The organism is Natrialba sp. INN-245, assembly GCF_009807105.1.
GTDB classification, from domain to species: domain Archaea; phylum Halobacteriota; class Halobacteria; order Halobacteriales; family Natrialbaceae; genus Natrarchaeobius; species Natrarchaeobius swarupiae.
Map to the genome: position 1 here is coordinate 14,750 of NZ_WUBV01000014.1, position 16,256 is coordinate 31,005.

Here is a 16,256-nt window from a genome sequence, read left to right on the forward strand (position 1 = left end):
AGTCATCATTACATGGAATTAGAGGAGTCTAAACGTATATCCTTTCCGCGAGCAATCCGTGGGACTGATTCGAAACAAACTGCTCGGGTCACCAGAGACAGGATCGGAGACGATATCCACTACCCTTCGGCTTCGGCCGGCTGAGCGACGCGGATCTGGTGTGCGACGTGTTCCGGCAACGAGACGGTTTTCTCGTTTTGACTCGAGCGCGCCGTTACCATCCCAAACGGCGCTATTTCGACGATTTCGAGTTCGACGCCGGGTGCGACACCGTGGTCGGACAGATACGAGAGGACTTCGGCGTCGTCGTCGGCGACCTCCTCGACGACGACCGTCTCCCCCTCGGCGAACTCGATTACCGACTCGCCCGGCGACCGTTCCGGCGGCTCGAGGTCGGCGTTCGGGATCGGCGATCCGTGCGGGTCGACGTCGGGTTGATCGAGCGCGTTGGCGACCCGTTCCTCGAAGCTCTCGCTGATATGATGTTCGAGGCGGTCGGCTTCGTCGTGAACCTCGGCCCAGTCGTAATCGAGATGTTCGGTGAGATACGCCTCGAGCAGACGGTGATGGCGGACGATCTCGAGAGCGACGGTCTCTCCCTCATCGGTCAGGGTCACCCCGCGATACTTCTCGCGGTCGATCAGGCCACGCTCCTCGAGTTTCTCGAGCATGCTGGTGACCGTTGGTGACGTGACGTCCAGTTCGTCGGCGATCTCGGAGGTCTTGATCCGATCGTCGGTCGCCTGCTGGAGCTGGTAGATCACCTTGAGATAGTCCTCCATCACGTCACTCAGCATCATTGTACGAATGTTTCGGGGCGTCTAACCCTAAATCTGTCGACGACGAGTTCGCGCGTCAGGCCGATCGAACGACGGCGAAAGAAGCCTCTGCCAACCTTATCTGACCTTTGATAGTAAATCACGATACAATCGATCCGGCTCGAACCCGAGTAGATGATCGAGAGCGTCCGAATCATCGGTTGACAGATGAGCTACGGGGCGAACCGTCGCGGCGTCGACGTGCTGTCGGCTGTCGAGTCCCCGTTCGTGCTGGGTGGGAGATCACACGCAAAACATGAACGGATAGACGAGCGCGATACGGTCTCCGTCCTCGAGTTCGGTTTCGAAGCCGTCGTCGTGTTCGTTGAACCGGCCGTTGATACAGACCCTGGCGTAGGGACGGGTCTGATCGCCCTCCGGATTCTTCCGCCAGGTGCCCGGAAGCTCGTCCGGAACGGGAGCCCAGCCGCGAGCCGTCGCCTCGGCTTCCGTCTCGGCGATCAGCAGCTCCTCGACGTCGTACTCGTCGAAGAACGCCTCGAGAAACGCCCTGAGTGTCGTCCCCGTAAACGTGTACTCGAGTTCGTGTGCGCCGACGGCCGTGCGTACGTGCCCGGTACACCGGACCGTGACGGTCGTCTCCTGTTGGGCGGAGTCGTCCGCCTCGAGTTGAGTTGCGGTCCCTGGTTGGTCCATGGCCGACCTACGGGTTCGGTGGGGGAAAACCCGTCTCCGAATACGTTCGGGCACACGGCGATAGCAGCGATCTCGAATGCGAGGAGGAAGTGGATGTACGGTCAGGAAATAAGGATATATCCCATCACCCGATTGTATAACTCACACTAAACAGTAGTAGCACAACGCTTTTGCATGGAATACGTCGACGCGAACCATGGTCCGAACCGACCCGTACACGCCGAAGCGATCGTATTACGAGTGCCAAGAGTGTGGCTACCGCGAAGCGGCCGACTCGCTCGGTTCGTGTCCGTCCTGTCAGGGGCCAGTACGAAACATCGCCGTCGCTCGAGAGTGACCCCCGTCGCGGTGGTCCCGTTCGGTCGAACGATCAGTCGAAATCCGGAAGATCCTCCGGCGGTTCGTACTCGGCCTCCCAGTCGATGTACTCCTCTTTGAGGACGACCGAGACGATCTGACCGAACTCCGTGAGTTCGGCGTTGATCGACGAGACGGTTCCCCAGGTGTCGAGTCCGGGGTGGTACTCCCTGGTCTGCCAGTCCTCAGGGATCCCCGGCGCGTGGTAGCCGACGCGGTCCGCGAAGTCGTCCCAGAAGAAGTCGAACTCCGCGAAGAGATCGAGGTCGCGGGCGATCAGGTACTCGCGCTCGCCGAGATCGGTGTCGCCGAGCCACTCTTCGAGCGCCTCCTCCCAGGCGCCCTCCTCGAGGAACGCCTGGAGTTCTTCGCGTCGGTAATCGATCTCCGTTGCTCCGTCTCCGGTGATCGTGGCGTCTTCGTACTCGTTCGGATCGACGAACTCCAGTTCTGGCGGCTTCGGCGGATCGACCTCGAGTCCCATACCCGACCTAGAGGCGGTCGGCGGATAAGAATTCTCACCCCCGCTCGCGCGAACGGCCTATAACCGCAGTACCAGCAGTTCGCGAAACGCCACGGTGTGTGTCGATCCCTACAGTTATTCCTCGCGAGGCCGTCGGTTCAGGTATGGCCGAGGACTCCGACGACGGCTACAGCCTCGCGGAGCTGTTCGTCCTCAAGTTCGTCCTCGCGGACGTGCTCATCATCTTTGTCCTGCTGTTTGCCGGCGTGTGGTACGCGATCGGACTCGCGGCACTGTTCGTCGTCAGCACGTTCCTCGTGTGGTATCTCACGAATCGCGACCCTCCACGGCCGGAAGCCGCCACGGTGGGCGCATCCGAAACGGCCGACACCGCCGTCGACCCCGTTACGAAACTCCAGAACCGGTACGCCGCCGGAGAACTCTCCGAAGCGGAGTTCGAGGCGAAACTCGAGCGGTTGATCGACGCCAACGAGCGCGCCGAGCGGGCGGGTATCGAGACCGAAGGGCTCGAACTCGAGCGCTCGAACTAACCTCGAGCGAACGGATTAGTTCTCGAGCGGAGACTCCGCCGAGTATCCGAAGACGGCCGGGAACCCAACACTCAATCGGACCCCGATCCAAGCACTCCCGATGACGGAGTACGAGGCGGTAATCCTCGACGTCGACGGGACGATCGTCCGCGGCGAGTCGCTGATCCCCGATGTGACCGACGGCCTGAGAGCGCTCGAGCAGGCGGGCTGTTCGCGACTGCTGTTCTCGAACAACCCAACCCGCAGCGCAGATCACTACGCCGAGTTGCTCGAACCCCACGGCGTCGCGGTCGAGCCCGAGCTGGTGCTCACCTCGGCGACGGTCTCGGCGGCGTACCTCGGGGAGACCCATCCCGACGAACAGGTGTTCGTCGTCGGGGGCGACCGACTAGAGGCGATCCTCGAGACCGCGGGCGTCGAGACGACGGCCGATCCGGAGGCGGCGGAGGTCGTCCTCGGCTCGTTCGACGATCAGTTCAGCTACGACATCCTGTCGACCGCTCTCGAGGCGCTTTCGGACGGCGTCCCCTTCTACGGGACCGACCCGGACGTGACGATCCCCGCCGACGACGGCGTGAAGCCAGGGACTGGCGCGATCCTGGCGGCCATGGAAGCGGTCGCCGGCCGCGAACCCGACGCGGTCCTCGGCAAGCCGTCGTCGGTCGCCGCGACGGCCGCGATCGACCGACTCGACGTCCCGCCGGAGCGAACCCTGGTCGTCGGCGATCGTCTGGAGACTGACGTGGCCCTCGGCGCGAACGCCGGAATGGCGACGGCGGTCGTCCTCTCCGGAATCACGGACCGGAGAAGCCTCGAGTCGAGCACGATCGAGCCCGATTACGTCCTCGAGTCCCTCGGCGAGGTCGAGACGCTTCTCGAGTGACTCGAAGCCACAGGAAGTAATCCGCATTCGTCGGGAAACGGAGGCGAGCGTGGCGGTTATCGATCCCCGTTCTCTCCCTCGAGGGCGACCTGACGGAGGCGCTGTCCTCTCTCCGTATCGACGGTGAGTTCCGGCACCGTCGTCGGGTCGTTTTCCTCGTCGATCGCGACGTAGACGAAGTACGATTCGGTGGTCTTCTCGCGTTCGCGCGTCCGCAGGTCCTCGCGTTCGGTGACGAGACGAACCTTCACGCTCGAGGTGCCTGCGTCGTAGACGTAGGCCGTGATGTAGGCCGTATCGCCGACAGGGATCGGGCGCTCGAAATCCATCCGGTTGACGTGTGCGGTCACACAAGTCTCGCCGGAAAAGCGCATGGCCGACATCGCGCCGATCTCGTCCATCCACTTCATCACGTTCCCTCCGTGGGCGACCTCGAGCATGTTCGCGTGGTTCGGCTGAACCATCTCGCGGTTCTCGATCAACGTCTCGATGAGATCGGTCATCGGTCGGTGTTGCTCGAGGAGGGTGATGAGTCTTCCTGTCAACTCTCAGCCATCGGCGCGGCGAACACCTCGGGTGCGATCCACGAGTCGGCTCTCTCCCCCGAGTTCGATACTGGTAAAAGTCGTCGCCGACTGGTCCCCCTAATGAGCGATGCAGGCGACGCCGACGTACCCTCCCCGCCCGACGCGAGCGCGAGCGGCGAGGGGTCGGTCGAAGTCCTCGGGACGGCCCACGTCTCGCAGGCGAGCGTCGACGAGGTACACGAGGTCGTCGATCGGGACCGCCCGGACGTCGTCGCCGTCGAACTCGACGAGGGGCGCTATCGCCAGATGCAGGGGGGGACCCCGGACGACATCGAGGCGAAAGACATCCTCTCGGGCAACACCGTCTTTCAGTTTCTGGCCTACTGGATGCTCTCGTACGTCCAGTCGCGACTCGGCGAGAAGTTCGACATCGAGCCCGGTGCCGACATGCGCGCTGCCATCGAGGCCGCCGAACGAAACGGCAGCGGCGTCGCGCTCGTCGACCGGGATATCCAGGTGACGATCCAGCGGTTCTGGCGTCGGTTGTCCGTCTCCGAGAAGTTGAAGATGGTCGGTGGGCTCGCGCTCGGCATCACCGACCCCCGCACCGTCGGACTCGCACTCGGCGCGGCCGTCGGCGCGTTCCTCGGAGCCCTCTTCGCGATCGTGTTCGCGCCGATGCTCGGCCTTGCGGACGTTCTCTTACTCGGCGTGACCGAGCCGACGACGCTCCAGTACGTCGGTGCCGGCGGCCTCGGTGCCCTCGGTGGGGCCTTTCTGGGCGTGCTCTTTCTCCCCTCGCTCGAGTCGGCCGAGAGCTACACCAGCGGCCTGGTAAACGACTTTTCGATACGGATCCTCGCCGGCGTCGTGATCGGGATCGGGATCTGTCTCGCACTGGTCGCCACGGAGACGTTCGCCGGCCCGATTTCGGAAGCGCGATTCGAGAACGCCGGTATCTACTCGATTCGCGCCACGACGGGCGTCGTCGCCGGTCTGGGTATCGGCGTGGTCGCCGGCGCGGCTCTGGGCATCGTCCTGGACGCGTTGAGCGGCGACGTCGAGGACGTCGAGCAGGTCGACATCGAGGAGATGACCGACGGCGACGTCGTCGCGGCGATGATGGAGGAGTTCCGCCAGTTCAGCCCCCGCGGGGCGAACGCGTTGATCGACGAACGCGACGCGTACATCGCACACAACCTCCACCAGTTGCGCGAGCAGGGCTACGAGGTGCTCGCCGTCGTCGGCGCCGGCCACAAAGCAGGGATCGAACGCTACCTCCGGAACCCCGATCAGCTGCCGCCGATGGAGTCGCTGACCGGCACAGCCTCGAGCCGCCGGTTTTCGCCGCTGAAGATCTTCGGCTACCTCGTCATGCTCGGCTTCCTCGGATTCTTCTTCCTGTTGATCATGGCCGGCGTTCGCAACACGTTCTTGCTCCAGCTGTTCGGCGCGTGGTTCCTGTTCAACGGGATCTTCGCGTTCACGCTCGCACGGCTGGCGGGGGCGCGCTGGACCAGCGCGGGCGTCGGCGGCGCAGTCGCCTGGCTGACCAGCATCAATCCCCTGCTCGCGCCGGGGTGGTTCGTCGGCTACGTCGAACTCAAGTACCGGCCGGTCAACGTCCGGGACGTCCAGACGCTAAACGAGATCGTCAACGACACCACCCGACCGATCGGTGACGCCGTCGGAGACATGTTCGACGTCCCGCTGTTCCGGCTCATCATGATTGTCGCGTTCACCAATATCGGGAGCGTCATCGGCACCTTCCTGTTCCCGTTCGTTGTCCTGCCGTGGCTCGCCCCCGAGATCGGCGGCGTCGACGCGCTGATGGGTGAACTGCTTCGGGGTGCCGAGAACAGCCTCGAGTTGATCCGAGAGGTGATCACGTGAGCGTCCAGGTGGGTCGCCAGCCCGATCCCGAACTCAGCTTCAGTGACAAGGAGCTGTTCGATCTCGCGGTCGCCTGGATCGTGCTGAGCGTCGCGTTCGCGCTCCTGATGGCGCCGATCCACCGGTTCGACATCGACGTCGGCTACTTCCTTACGATGGTGGGTCTGAGCTTCGTCACCGTCGGCGTCGCCTTCCTGCTTCACGAACTCGCCCACAAGGTCGTCGCGATCGAGTACGGCCAGATCGCCGAGTTCCGCGCGGACTACCAGATGCTGTTTCTGGCGATCATGAGCGCCCTGATCGGCTTTCTGTTCGCCGCGCCGGGTGCAGTCTACCACCGGGGGCGGATCACCAAGCGGGAAAATGCCATGATCGCACTTGCGGGCCCGGTAACGAACCACCTGCTCGCAGTGTTGTTCTTGCCGATGATGCTGTTCGGCGGTTACCTCGGCCTCATTGGACACATGGGCGTCTTGATAAACCTGTTTCTCGCCGCGTTCAACATGATTCCGTTCGGACCGCTCGACGGGAAGACCGTCCTCGAGTGGAACAAAGGCGTCTTCGGGGCCGTGTTCGGACTAAGCGTCGTATTGCTCGTCGGCTTCTTACTCGTCTTCGGGTTCTGGTAGTCGAGCCACCGTTCTCAGACGCGGTTCAACGCAGTCCGAAAGCCCCAAGCCCTCGCCCCCGAAGGCTCGGACGAATGGCGACGGGAACGATCCCCATCGACGAGCTATCCGGCGGACTCGACCTGTATCTGACCCTCGAGAGCGGACAGAGCTACCTCTGGCGTCGTGAGGACGGCGAGATGTACGGAGGCCAGCGCGCGCCGGAGGCGTGGTACGTCACCGTCGTCGACGGCGAGGTGATCCGCGTCCGCTCGCACAACGGCGTCCTCGAGTGGGAGTCGACCGTCGACGCGGAGCCGACCGTCCGCCGACTCCTGCGTCTCGAGGACGACCTCGAGGCGGTCGTCGCCGACGCACCGGACGATCCGCTGCTCGCCGAGGCCTACGAGACACACCGCGGACTGCGGCTCGTTGATGATCCGCCGTTCGGGACGCTGATCGCCTTTATCTGTTCGGCACAGATGCGCGTCGACCGCATTCACGGGATGGTCTCGACGCTCGCCCGCGAGTACGGCGACGAGTTCGCTCTCGACGGGCGAACCTACCACGCCTTCCCGACGCCCGACCAGCTCGCGGCGGCGACGGAGGCCGAGCTTCGGGAACTGGGGCTTGGCTACCGCGCCCCCTACGTCGTCCGAACCGCGGAGATGGTCGCCGACGGCGACGCCCACCCCGAGGCGGCTCGCGACCTCGAGTACGAAGCCGCTCGCGAGTACCTGACCCGGTTCGTCGGCGTCGGCGAGAAGGTCGCCGACTGCGTCCTGTTGTTCTCGCTCGGCTTCGACGAGGCCGTTCCCCTCGACACCTGGATCACGTCGGCCATCGAGGAGTACTACCCCGACTGCGATCGCGGTTCCTACGCCGACACCTCTCGAGCGATCCGGGAGCGCCTGGGCGGGGAGTACGCCGGCTACGCCCAGACCTACATTTTCCACCATCTCCGGACTGGCGAATAACTCCGTCCGGACTGGTGGGTGACCGCCGTCTAATCACGTCGTTCGGCGGCTACTGGCCGTCACCGTAGTCCTTCCGGCCTGATATCGCCCAGTACGCCTGCGAGACGATCGTGATCGTAAAGATGATCGCCAAGATCGCGGCGACGCCGATCGCGGTCACCCGACCCAGCAGGTAGTACGCGAGCCCGCTCGCGACGAGCACGAACAGGACCGAGCCGACGACGAGTTCGAGTAGCTCCCGGAGCGTCCGCCGGTGACTCGAGATTTCGAGGAACTCTTCCTCGAGGCGGTCGAGGACTCCCATCGGCTATCCCTACGGGCTCGAGCACCCTCGTCCTGTCGGCTCCAAACTGTTTCGTGGGGCGGTTCAGCTCCGGACGAAACTCACCGAGACGGAGGCCACGAGTTCACGGCCGCCACAACGGATGGCGACAGCTGAGCGCCCGGTCTTCGAATCGATCCGTCCAGGAATCATCTGCCGGGGGGTGCGTCGCGTGTGTAACTGTCGCACGCCGTTCGTCAGCCACGCGTCGGACGAAAGTCAGACGCGATGGACCTCGACCGGAGAGTGTGCCGTTCCGAGGGTGGGAATTGGGAGGGCCCGTCGGACTCGAGGCCGCGAACGCGCGGGATTTTTGACGGTCGCGGTCGACCGCACGGACATGACAGAACGAACCCGCGCACACGTGTTCGTCTCCGGAACCGTCCAGGGCGTCTTCTACCGGGCGACGACGCGCGATACCGCAAGGGAGCGAGGCGTCGACGGCTGGGTCAAAAATCTCGAGGACGGCCGCGTCGAGGCGGTCTTCGAAGGACCGGAGGATGCGGTCGAGTCGATGGTCGAGTGGTGTCACGACGGGAGCCCGAAAGCCAGCGTCGAGGACGTCGAGGTCGAGTACGGCGACCCGCTGGGCGAGAACGGATTCGAGATTCGATACTGATTCGGCGTGCCGAGTCAGCGCGGTCGATGCTTGACCCGCCCGCACTGGCTCGAGTCACCATCGTCGATGGGTTCTCGAGGGAATTAGATATCCACTGAACGCCAGGGCGCACCCGGTCGCACTGCGAGTGCCGCGGTTCGAAACGAGTGGACACAAAATAATGACTTTCATGAGATGACTGAACACGTTTTATTAGTGCCTCTGTATTCGAATCTATGAATGCCCCGAAAGAAATCGCTCGATCGAAGAACGTACCTGAAATACACTGGCGCGGTGAGTTTGCCAGCGCTCGTCGCTGGCTGTGGCGACGAGGGCCCCGGCGAGACAGAAGAGGACGAAGAGGAAGACGGTGACGTCGACGACGAGGACGTCGACGACGAGGCCTGGGAAGGGGTAGACGAGTTCTACTTCGAGGGACGAATCGCGGCCTGGACGGGAATCGAACCGGAGATTATCGCTGGAGTAGATAACCCAGATTTGGTCCTTTTCGAGGGTCAAGAGTACGACTTCCGCTGGATAAACGAAGACGGCGCGGTACACAATATCGCGATGCACGACGAGAACGAGGACGTCGTTGACGACTACGCAACTGAGGGGATGGGCGACGAAGGTGAAGAACAGACGCTCGAGAACGTCGTCGCTTCCGAGGAGATGGGGACGTACATCTGTGAGTTCCACCCGACGACGCAGGTCGGCGACCTCGAGGTCATTACGAATTGATCCTCTACATATTGTGCGCTATTTTTCCAGTTGCCGGATCGATTATACGCAGTTTCGCTCCATCGCTACCTGTATGTACGAGTACACCACGAGCGAAGCGACGGTGTGAGATCGATTCTGTGATACGGTCTCGTCTCGGAACCGCCGCGCTATCGGTGTCGGTGCACGTCACTACACACCCGATCGCCGCCACTCTGGCGATCGGTGTATCACTACCACTCCGGGAACCCCATTCACTTTCACTCCGGTAACGCACACCTTTTAGCCTCGCCGTTAGTATGGGGAGACAATGACGTCGTTCCAGTCGACACTCGGTGAGGATGCCGGGATCGCCGAGGAGCTGGCCGAGAACCAGCAGGCGATCTCGATCGCCGAGTTCTTCGAGAAGAACAAGCACATGCTCGGCTTCGACAGCGGCGCTCGAGGCCTCGTGACGGCCGTCAAGGAGGCCGTCGACAACGCGTTAGACGCCGCCGAGGAAGCCGGCATCTTACCGGACATCTACGTCGAAATTCAGGAAGACGGTGACTACTACACACTCATCGTCGAGGACAACGGGCCAGGGCTGACCAAAGAGTCACTTCCGAAAGTCTTCGGGAAGCTACTGTACGGCTCGCGGTTTCACGTCCGCGAACAGAATCGCGGTCAGCAGGGGATCGGAATCTCGGCGGCAGTGCTCTACTCGCAGCTGACGAGTGGCAAGCCCGCGAAGATCACCAGCCGAACCCAGGGTGCAAGCGACGCCCAGTACTTCGAGCTGATCGTCGACACCGACGACAACGAACCCGAGATCAGCGTCGAGGAGGCGACTTCCTGGGACCGTCCCCACGGCACCCGAATCGAACTCGAGATGGAGGCGAACATGCGCGCCCGCCAGCAGCTTCACGACTACATCAAACACACGGCGGTCGTCAACCCCCACGCCCGCCTCGAGTTACGCGAGCCGAAAGCGGAGTTCAAGTTCGAGCGGGCGACCGACCAGCTCCCCGAGGAAACCGAGGAGATTCGCCCCCACCCCCACGGCGTCGAACTCGGCACCGTGATGAAGATGCTCACGGCGACTGACTCCCACAGCGTCTCGGGATTCCTCCAGGAGGAGTTCACCCGTGTCGGGAAGAAGACCGCCGACTCGGTGATCGATTCCTTCCGCGACCGCCACTACGGCCGCGAGATGCGCTGGCGACCACCCGCACCACAGGAGAGAATCGACCTCGAGTCGATCGTCTCGGATGCGACCGCCAACAAAGGTGCCGACGCGACGGCCGCCTTCGCCGGCGCGATCGCCGAGGCCGTCGACGACCGCGACCGGATCGCCCACCACGAACTGCGCGCCGACGTGGAGGCGGCCGCCGAGGCCACCGAATCCGAACACGGAACGACGTTCGGCGAGACAGTTCGGGAGAACGCGGTCGAAGCCGTCTGGCTCGCGTTGATCGACGCCGCCGAAGAGGACGAGAGCACCCCTGGGGATGCCGACGCTGCGGGTGACGGAGAGACGGTCGACTCGAGGATCGTCGCCGACCTCTACGACCTTGCGGACGACGCGACGAGCACTCGCAAAGACGACGAAACCGTCCACGCCTTCGCCGACCGGCTCGGGGCCAGGTTCGAAGACGAAGAGGACGTTCGCCACCGCCTCACCCGCCGGGCACTCCGCGAGTACGTCGACCGTGCGGCCGAGTTGACCGAGGAGTACGACGACGTCGCCTTCGGCGACACTGCCCGCGAGAACGTCGTGGAGGCGATCTGGGACGTCATGGCGACCGTTCCCGACGACTTGCCGCTGGTGCGCGAACTCGCCGACGATCGAGACGCCGCGAGCGACCTCGTCGACGGGATGCGCGAGACCGACATCATGGCACCGCCGACGCGGTGTCTCTCGCCGATCTCCGCGGATCTCATCGAGGCTGGCTTAGAGAAGGAGTTCGACGCCGACTTCTACGCCTCCGCGACCCGTGACGCCGAAGTTCACGGCGGCGATCCGTTCATCGTCGAGGCGGGGATCGCCTACGGCGGCGACCTCGAGGCGGAAGGGAGCGCGGACGTCCTGCGCTTTGCGAACCGCGTCCCACTCGTCTACCAGCGCGGCGCGTGTGCGACGACCGATGTCGTCAAGTCGATCGGCTGGCGCAACTACGGGCTCGACCAACCCGGCGGCTCGGGCCTGCCGAACGGCCCAGCAGTGATCATGGTCCACGTCGCCTCGACGAACGTTCCCTTTACCAGCGAGTCGAAAGACGCGGTCGCGAACGTTCCCGAGATCGAAGACGAGATCGAACTCGCGATTCGGGAGGCCGCCCGCGAACTCAAAAGTTACCTGAACAAGCGCCGGTCGATGCAACAGCGCCGGAAGAAACAGAACGTCCTCGGGAAGATTCTGCCGGAGATGGCCACGAAAGTCGCCGAGGTCACCGGCCGCGAGGAACCAGATATCGACGACGCCATCGCTCGCATCATGAACAACGTCTTAGTCGAACGCCGGATCGAAGCAAACGGCGACGGACAGGCCGTCTCGGTCGTCGTCGAGAACAACTCGAGTACGACCGAAACGCTCGAGATCACCGACATCGTCTCCGCCGAGCCACGGAAGCTCAGCGACGGCGCGACCGTCGTCGAGATGGATGGCGAGTGGTTCGTCAAGTGGGAAGCCGACGTCGGGAGCGGCGACGAGGCCGAACTCGAGTACGAGATCGCCGACGACGCGGCGTTCGATCTGGACGTCAAAGGCGTCGAATCCGAGAAACTCACCGTCACGGAGGGAGACCGATGAGTACCCAGAAAGACCAGCAAGCTAGAGAACAGTTGATCGATCTCGCCGCACAGTTTTACGACCAGTTCGAACTCGGCGAGATTCCGCATATGTCCGTGCCGACGCGGACGAAAAACAACATCGAGTACGACGAGGGAAGCGGCGTCTGGGTGTACGGCGACCGGGAGTCGACCCGATCGGCGAACTCGGTTCGTGGCGCGCGAAAGCTCTTGAAGGCGGTCTACACCATCGAGTTCCTCGCCGATCAACTCGAGGAAGATCGCTCGTCGACCCTGCGTGAACTGTACTACCTCTCGGAGAGCTGGGACAACAAGGAAGCCCAGTTCAGCGACCAAGACGAGTCGAACGGGCTGATCGAGGATCTCGAGATCGTTTCGGGAGTCACCCGCGAGGACTTTCATATGCGCCCCGAAGAATCGGGTGCGACGATCATGGGGCCGTTGCATCTCCGCGAGCAGACTCGCCGCGGGGAACGCGAGATTCACTGCCAGGAAGACGTCGGCGAGGGGGGGTACCAGATTCCGAACAACCCCGATACGATCGAGTTTCTCGATAGCGACGCCGACTTCATGCTCGCAGTCGAGACCGGCGGGATGCGCGACCGACTCGTCGAGAACGGTTTCGACGACGAGTACAACGCCCTGATCGTCCACCTCAAAGGCCAGCCCGCACGGGCGACCCGTCGGATCATCAAGCGCTTACACGACGAACTCGACCTCCCGGCGACGGTGTTCGCCGACGGCGACCCGTGGTCGTATCGGATCTACGGCTCCGTCGCCTACGGCTCGATCAAATCGGCCCACCTCTCGGAGTATCTCGCGACGCCCGAAGCCGAGTACATCGGCATTCAGCCCGCCGATATCGTCGAGTACGACCTGCCGACCGATCCCCTCTCGGACTCGGACAAGAACGCCCTCGAGAGCGAACTCGAGGACCCCCGGTTCCAGACCGACTACTGGGAAGAACAGATCGAGTTGCAACTCGAGATCGAGAAGAAGTCCGAACAGCAGTCGCTGGCGTCTCACGGTCTGGATTTCGTGACGGATACGTATCTCCCCGAGCGTCTGGATGCGATGGGCGTGATCTAGCGGTTCTCGAGCCGGGCTGAAAAAGCGACGTTTTCGATCGGTTCGAAGAGGCCGATCGCTCGAGTTCGGCGGGTGAAAATGGGCGACAACGGTTGTCATCATTCCCAGTTCGCTGGAGTGGGTCTCTCCCTTTATTCATCCCACCCGCCAAATGACGGGTGCGGTCTCAGCCCGTGACCGCATATCCCACCAAACAGTCTGTCCACTACCGAGAGACGCCCCTCTGGCGTATCGGCTACGCCACACCCACAACCCCACCCAGCCGTTTTCCTCCGAACCGTTTCCGTGCCATCTGTCGTCTCCGAATCAACACGTTCAGTTTCACACGTTATTTCGAAGGTGAAAACCGCCAGGCGCTGTTCGGAGCGTAGAAACCGCTAAACGTAGCCGAACTCGTGGGCCGCACCCATGAGCCCGAAGACGAGGACGACGGCCAGACTGATCGCGTAGTAGGCGACCCACCGCCGCGAGGGCTGGAACTGTTCGGGCAGGTGTTCTCTGACGACGTACCAGTTCGCCGGGTAGAAGAGGATCTCCGTGATCGCGAGGATCGCCGAGATCCAGATGAGGAACGTGACGGGGACAGCGCCGAGTGTGAGAACGACGCCGATGCTCACGGCGACGATGGCGACCACGACAGCCTTCCTGATGCGCTCGCCGTCGAGGTCGGGGCGCTCTACGGCCATCGGGACGATGTCACCGGTCGCCCGCGAGGCGCCGTCGAGGAGCGTGATGACAGTTGAGTACAGCGCGGCGAACGCGCCGAGAACCATCGCGTAGTAGGACCACTCGCCGAAGGAGTCGCTCAGGATGGTGCCGATGGCGACCGCGAGGTTCGCGTCCGCCGGCGGGTTCGGATAGAGGACGTTCGCGGCGAGGACGACCATCGCGACGATGAGGACGAAACTGAACGCGTAGCCGATGTTGAAGTCACGTCGGCCGGTCTGGATCCAGGCGCGGATGTAGTCGTGGTGGGCCTCGTCTTCGGGATCGAGGCCGCGGTCGCGCAGTTCGCCAGCACCCTCGCCTTTCGCCATGCTCCAGCTTCCGATGAGGACGCTCGTGCTGAAGCCGGTCGGCGCAAAGCCCGCCGCGGCGGCGAACAGACCGACGAACACCGGTCCGGTGAGATCGGGAACGGTAAACGCCGTTCCAATGGCGACGTCACTCGGCGGCGGGCCCACGAACACGCCCAGCACGATCAGTAGGCCGAGTGCGATCGTAAAGCCCAGCAGGATCTTCTCGAGGAGGCTGTACCGGGTGAACAGGACGAGCGCACCGGCGAGACCGACGAGGGCGACGAACGCCTGCGGGAACGAAAGCGGCGTCAACGCCTCGACGAACGCGGCGGTACTCATTCCGACCGCGGCGGTGATCCCGGCGTAGGCGACGAGAAAGACCGCGACCGTAAACCACTGCATCCAGTTGTTCGGCCCCGGCAGGTCGCCGTACGCTTCGACCGGGTTCCCGCCGACGCCGTAGTTGTACCGAATGCCCAGTTCCCAGGCGCCGTACTTCGCGAGGTAGATGAGCGCGAACAGCCAGACGGCAAACAGTCCGAACGTCCCGCCGAGCGTCGGCGCGAGGACGATGTGGCTGGCGCCAATGCCGATCAGTGCCCACAGCATCGAGGGTCCGAAGTGGTTCCTGAAGAACCCACGCCAGTCAGTCGACGGATACGTAAGCTCGGATTGGTGGACCTCACTTTCGACACCGGCCTCACCGGCCACGCCACTCACCCCTTCGCACAGCGGTCCGTCTCGACTCACCGTTCGTCGAACCCCACTCCCCCAGACGCCGATCTGTGATCGCCATATGAATCGTCCGCAACTTCTCGAGGGTGTACTTATACGTTCGTTGTTCGACCGACGCGTCGCGGTCCCATACGGATTGCTGTCCCTGTGTAGCGCTGCTCCCGGAGAACGGGTTCCGGAAGCGGGCGGTACTGACGGCCAGTAAACCGTATCAAGGCAACGTCAGATCCATCTTCCCGAAGTTACCGGTGATCGATGACTCCGTCCGATCGATCACCGGTATCGAACGACAACGGCCAGTAGACGACGCCAAAACACGAGGGTTCACTCGTCGAGGACCACGGGCACGCCCCGGTTGGCGACGTCGACGACGAACGCGTCGGCGTCCGCTTCGATCTCTTCGAAGGTGTCGTAGTGGACCGGCAAGACGAGATCGGGATCGATCGTCGCTGCGAGGGCTGCCCCATCGCGTCGATCCATCGTAAACGTCCCGCCGATCGGCGGCAGAAGGACGTCGACGTCGAGGTCCTCGTGAAGCGGGAGAACGTCGGTATCACCCGGCCAGAACGCACAGATACCGTCGACAGTAACTCCGAACCCGCATCCGTCGCCCTCAGGATGGTACGGTGACCCACTGTCGTCGGTGTGTCCTCCCGCGGGGTCGTTGTACGCTGGGGTGGTAAACAGGTCGAGCGGGCCGAGGACGAACGACTCGTCGGCCCGGACGCGTTCGACCACGAACGGGAGTTCTTCGGGTGCTTCCTCGACCCGATCGATCTCGCTCGCGTCGATCGATTCGTGAACTGCGACGATCGCGTCCTCGTGGGCGACCCGGCGGATCGACTCCGGATCGTAGTGGTGTGCGTGTGAGACGAGGATCAGGTCGCCATCTCGAGCGTCGTACCCATCCAGCACACCGTACTCCGCTGGCCCGGGGTCGACGTAGATGACGGCACCCGTCTGGCCCTCGAGGCGAATCGTCGCGAGTCCGAACCAGTCGATCGTCACCGCACCGAAACGGACGGTCATGGACAGCGGTTCGGGAGCGAGGGTCGAAAAGCGTTCGACTCGAGAGCGGTGCTGATCGGATCAGCGAGAACGCAAAACGGACCTCCGGAGGAGTGTTCCGAATCTTTCATGATTATTAGGTGTATATCGGAACATATATAACAACAATTCCGATTATTTTATAAGGTAGGCGGAAGCTTTAAGTCTCTTACGACCTTACCATACGTTAGCTGAGGCGACC

The 16,256-nt window shown here is 63.1% G+C and carries 17 protein-coding genes; 10 read left to right on the forward strand and 7 right to left on the reverse strand.

Features of this window, described 5'->3' with window-relative positions:
* Positions 1-119 precede the first annotated feature (119 nt).
* Together GRS80_RS03925 and GRS80_RS03930 are read right to left on the reverse strand one after the other, a co-directional pair.
* Positions 120-800: a metal-dependent transcriptional regulator gene (locus GRS80_RS03925; protein ID WP_149082832.1), complete on the reverse strand. Its 681-nt coding sequence runs from the start codon at positions 798-800 to the stop codon at positions 120-122.
* A gap of 261 nt (positions 801-1,061) precedes the next feature.
* Positions 1,062-1,475: a MoaD/ThiS family protein gene (locus tag GRS80_RS03930; RefSeq protein ID WP_160046419.1), complete on the reverse strand. Its 414-nt coding sequence runs from the start codon at positions 1,473-1,475 to the stop codon at positions 1,062-1,064.
* A 196-nt stretch (positions 1,476-1,671) separates the two neighbouring features.
* Here GRS80_RS03930 and GRS80_RS03935 point away from each other — a divergent pair, with 196 nt between their 5' ends.
* Positions 1,672-1,812, forward strand: a complete 141-nt coding sequence (locus GRS80_RS03935) for a rubrerythrin-like domain-containing protein (RefSeq protein ID WP_149082830.1) — start codon at positions 1,672-1,674, stop codon at positions 1,810-1,812.
* Between the two features lie 33 nt (positions 1,813-1,845).
* On the opposite strand, the gene GRS80_RS03940 is transcribed toward GRS80_RS03935, so the two are convergent.
* Positions 1,846-2,316 carry a hypothetical protein gene (locus tag GRS80_RS03940; RefSeq protein ID WP_160046420.1) on the reverse strand — a complete coding sequence of 157 codons (471 nt, stop codon included), beginning with the start codon at positions 2,314-2,316 and terminating at the stop codon, positions 1,846-1,848.
* A gap of 143 nt (positions 2,317-2,459) precedes the next feature.
* On the opposite strand from GRS80_RS03940, the gene GRS80_RS03945 reads away from it, so the two are divergent.
* Together GRS80_RS03945 and GRS80_RS03950 are read left to right on the forward strand one after the other, a co-directional pair.
* Positions 2,460-2,846, forward strand: coding sequence for an SHOCT domain-containing protein (locus tag GRS80_RS03945; RefSeq protein WP_160046421.1), 387 nt, complete (start codon positions 2,460-2,462; stop codon positions 2,844-2,846).
* A 100-nt stretch (positions 2,847-2,946) separates the two neighbouring features.
* On the forward strand, positions 2,947-3,729 hold the full coding sequence (locus GRS80_RS03950; RefSeq protein WP_160046422.1) for an HAD-IIA family hydrolase: 783 nt from the start codon (positions 2,947-2,949) through the stop codon (positions 3,727-3,729).
* A 56-nt stretch (positions 3,730-3,785) separates the two neighbouring features.
* Here the strand turns inward: GRS80_RS03950 and GRS80_RS03955 are convergent, their stop codons facing one another.
* On the reverse strand, positions 3,786-4,232 hold the full coding sequence (locus tag GRS80_RS03955; RefSeq protein WP_149082826.1) for an acyl-CoA thioesterase: 447 nt from the start codon (positions 4,230-4,232) through the stop codon (positions 3,786-3,788).
* 144 nt (positions 4,233-4,376) lie between these two features.
* Here GRS80_RS03955 and GRS80_RS03960 point away from each other — a divergent pair, with 144 nt between their 5' ends.
* The 3 genes from GRS80_RS03960 to GRS80_RS03970 all read left to right on the forward strand — a co-directional run bounded on the left by GRS80_RS03960 (position 4,377) and on the right by GRS80_RS03970 (position 7,734).
* Complete coding sequence (locus tag GRS80_RS03960; protein WP_160046423.1) at positions 4,377-6,149, forward strand: TraB/GumN family protein; 1,773 nt, start codon at positions 4,377-4,379, stop codon at positions 6,147-6,149.
* Positions 6,146-6,778 (forward strand): metalloprotease, encoded by a 633-nt coding sequence (locus GRS80_RS03965; protein ID WP_343161437.1) that lies wholly within the window; start codon positions 6,146-6,148, stop codon positions 6,776-6,778. The genes GRS80_RS03960 and GRS80_RS03965 overlap by 4 nt, the downstream gene beginning before the upstream one ends.
* A gap of 74 nt (positions 6,779-6,852) precedes the next feature.
* Positions 6,853-7,734 (forward strand): DNA glycosylase, encoded by an 882-nt coding sequence (locus GRS80_RS03970; protein WP_160046425.1) that lies wholly within the window; start codon positions 6,853-6,855, stop codon positions 7,732-7,734.
* 49 nt (positions 7,735-7,783) lie between these two features.
* On the opposite strand, the gene GRS80_RS03975 is transcribed toward GRS80_RS03970, so the two are convergent.
* The gene (locus tag GRS80_RS03975; RefSeq protein WP_160046426.1) at positions 7,784-8,038 is read right to left on the reverse strand and encodes a hypothetical protein; all 255 of its coding nucleotides are present in this window, start codon (positions 8,036-8,038) and stop codon (positions 7,784-7,786) included.
* Positions 8,039-8,396: 358 nt separating this feature from the next.
* On the opposite strand from GRS80_RS03975, the gene GRS80_RS03980 reads away from it, so the two are divergent.
* The 4 genes from GRS80_RS03980 (at position 8,397) to GRS80_RS03995 (ending at position 13,253) form a co-directional block, all read left to right on the forward strand.
* Complete coding sequence (locus GRS80_RS03980; RefSeq protein ID WP_160046427.1) at positions 8,397-8,675, forward strand: acylphosphatase; 279 nt, start codon at positions 8,397-8,399, stop codon at positions 8,673-8,675.
* Between the two features lie 219 nt (positions 8,676-8,894).
* Entirely contained in the window at positions 8,895-9,395 is a 501-nt protein-coding gene (locus tag GRS80_RS03985) for a PKD domain-containing protein (protein WP_160046428.1), read from the forward strand.
* A 289-nt stretch (positions 9,396-9,684) separates the two neighbouring features.
* A complete protein-coding gene (locus GRS80_RS03990; RefSeq protein WP_160046429.1) occupies positions 9,685-12,165 on the forward strand; it encodes a DNA topoisomerase VI subunit B in 2,481 nt (826 codons plus the stop codon).
* Positions 12,162-13,253: a DNA topoisomerase IV subunit A gene (locus GRS80_RS03995; RefSeq protein WP_160046430.1), complete on the forward strand. Its 1,092-nt coding sequence runs from the start codon at positions 12,162-12,164 to the stop codon at positions 13,251-13,253. Before GRS80_RS03990 ends, GRS80_RS03995 begins: the two co-directional genes overlap by 4 nt.
* Positions 13,254-13,630: 377 nt before the next feature.
* On the opposite strand, the gene GRS80_RS04000 is transcribed toward GRS80_RS03995, so the two are convergent.
* Both GRS80_RS04000 and GRS80_RS04005 read right to left on the reverse strand, forming a co-directional pair.
* Positions 13,631-14,983 (reverse strand): Nramp family divalent metal transporter, encoded by a 1,353-nt coding sequence (locus tag GRS80_RS04000; RefSeq protein WP_343161441.1) that lies wholly within the window; start codon positions 14,981-14,983, stop codon positions 13,631-13,633.
* A gap of 348 nt (positions 14,984-15,331) precedes the next feature.
* Positions 15,332-16,036 carry an MBL fold metallo-hydrolase gene (locus GRS80_RS04005; RefSeq protein WP_160046431.1) on the reverse strand — a complete coding sequence of 235 codons (705 nt, stop codon included), beginning with the start codon at positions 16,034-16,036 and terminating at the stop codon, positions 15,332-15,334.
* Positions 16,037-16,256 lie beyond the last annotated feature (220 nt).

Bases quoted from the DNA above. Each gene is read 5' to 3' on its own strand.
- GRS80_RS03945 (WP_160046421.1), top strand. From the start codon at position 2,460: ATGGCCGAGGACTCCGACGACGGCTACAGCCTCGCGGAGCTGTTCGTC.
- GRS80_RS03975 (WP_160046426.1), bottom strand. From the start codon at position 8,038: ATGGGAGTCCTCGACCGCCTCGAGGAAGAGTTCCTCGAAATCTCGAGT.
- GRS80_RS03990 (WP_160046429.1), top strand. From the start codon at position 9,685: ATGACGTCGTTCCAGTCGACACTCGGTGAGGATGCCGGGATCGCCGAG.
- GRS80_RS03980 (WP_160046427.1), top strand. From the start codon at position 8,397: ATGACAGAACGAACCCGCGCACACGTGTTCGTCTCCGGAACCGTCCAG.
- GRS80_RS03925 (WP_149082832.1), bottom strand. From the start codon at position 800: ATGATGCTGAGTGACGTGATGGAGGACTATCTCAAGGTGATCTACCAG.
- GRS80_RS03960 (WP_160046423.1), top strand. From the start codon at position 4,377: ATGAGCGATGCAGGCGACGCCGACGTACCCTCCCCGCCCGACGCGAGC.
- GRS80_RS03930 (WP_160046419.1), bottom strand. From the start codon at position 1,475: ATGGACCAACCAGGGACCGCAACTCAACTCGAGGCGGACGACTCCGCC.
- GRS80_RS03995 (WP_160046430.1), top strand. From the start codon at position 12,162: ATGAGTACCCAGAAAGACCAGCAAGCTAGAGAACAGTTGATCGATCTC.
- GRS80_RS03985 (WP_160046428.1), top strand. From the start codon at position 8,895: ATGCCCCGAAAGAAATCGCTCGATCGAAGAACGTACCTGAAATACACT.
- GRS80_RS03950 (WP_160046422.1), top strand. From the start codon at position 2,947: ATGACGGAGTACGAGGCGGTAATCCTCGACGTCGACGGGACGATCGTC.
- GRS80_RS03940 (WP_160046420.1), bottom strand. From the start codon at position 2,316: ATGGGACTCGAGGTCGATCCGCCGAAGCCGCCAGAACTGGAGTTCGTC.
- GRS80_RS03955 (WP_149082826.1), bottom strand. From the start codon at position 4,232: ATGACCGATCTCATCGAGACGTTGATCGAGAACCGCGAGATGGTTCAG.
- GRS80_RS03970 (WP_160046425.1), top strand. From the start codon at position 6,853: ATGGCGACGGGAACGATCCCCATCGACGAGCTATCCGGCGGACTCGAC.
- GRS80_RS04005 (WP_160046431.1), bottom strand. From the start codon at position 16,036: ATGACCGTCCGTTTCGGTGCGGTGACGATCGACTGGTTCGGACTCGCG.
- GRS80_RS03935 (WP_149082830.1), top strand. From the start codon at position 1,672: ATGGTCCGAACCGACCCGTACACGCCGAAGCGATCGTATTACGAGTGC.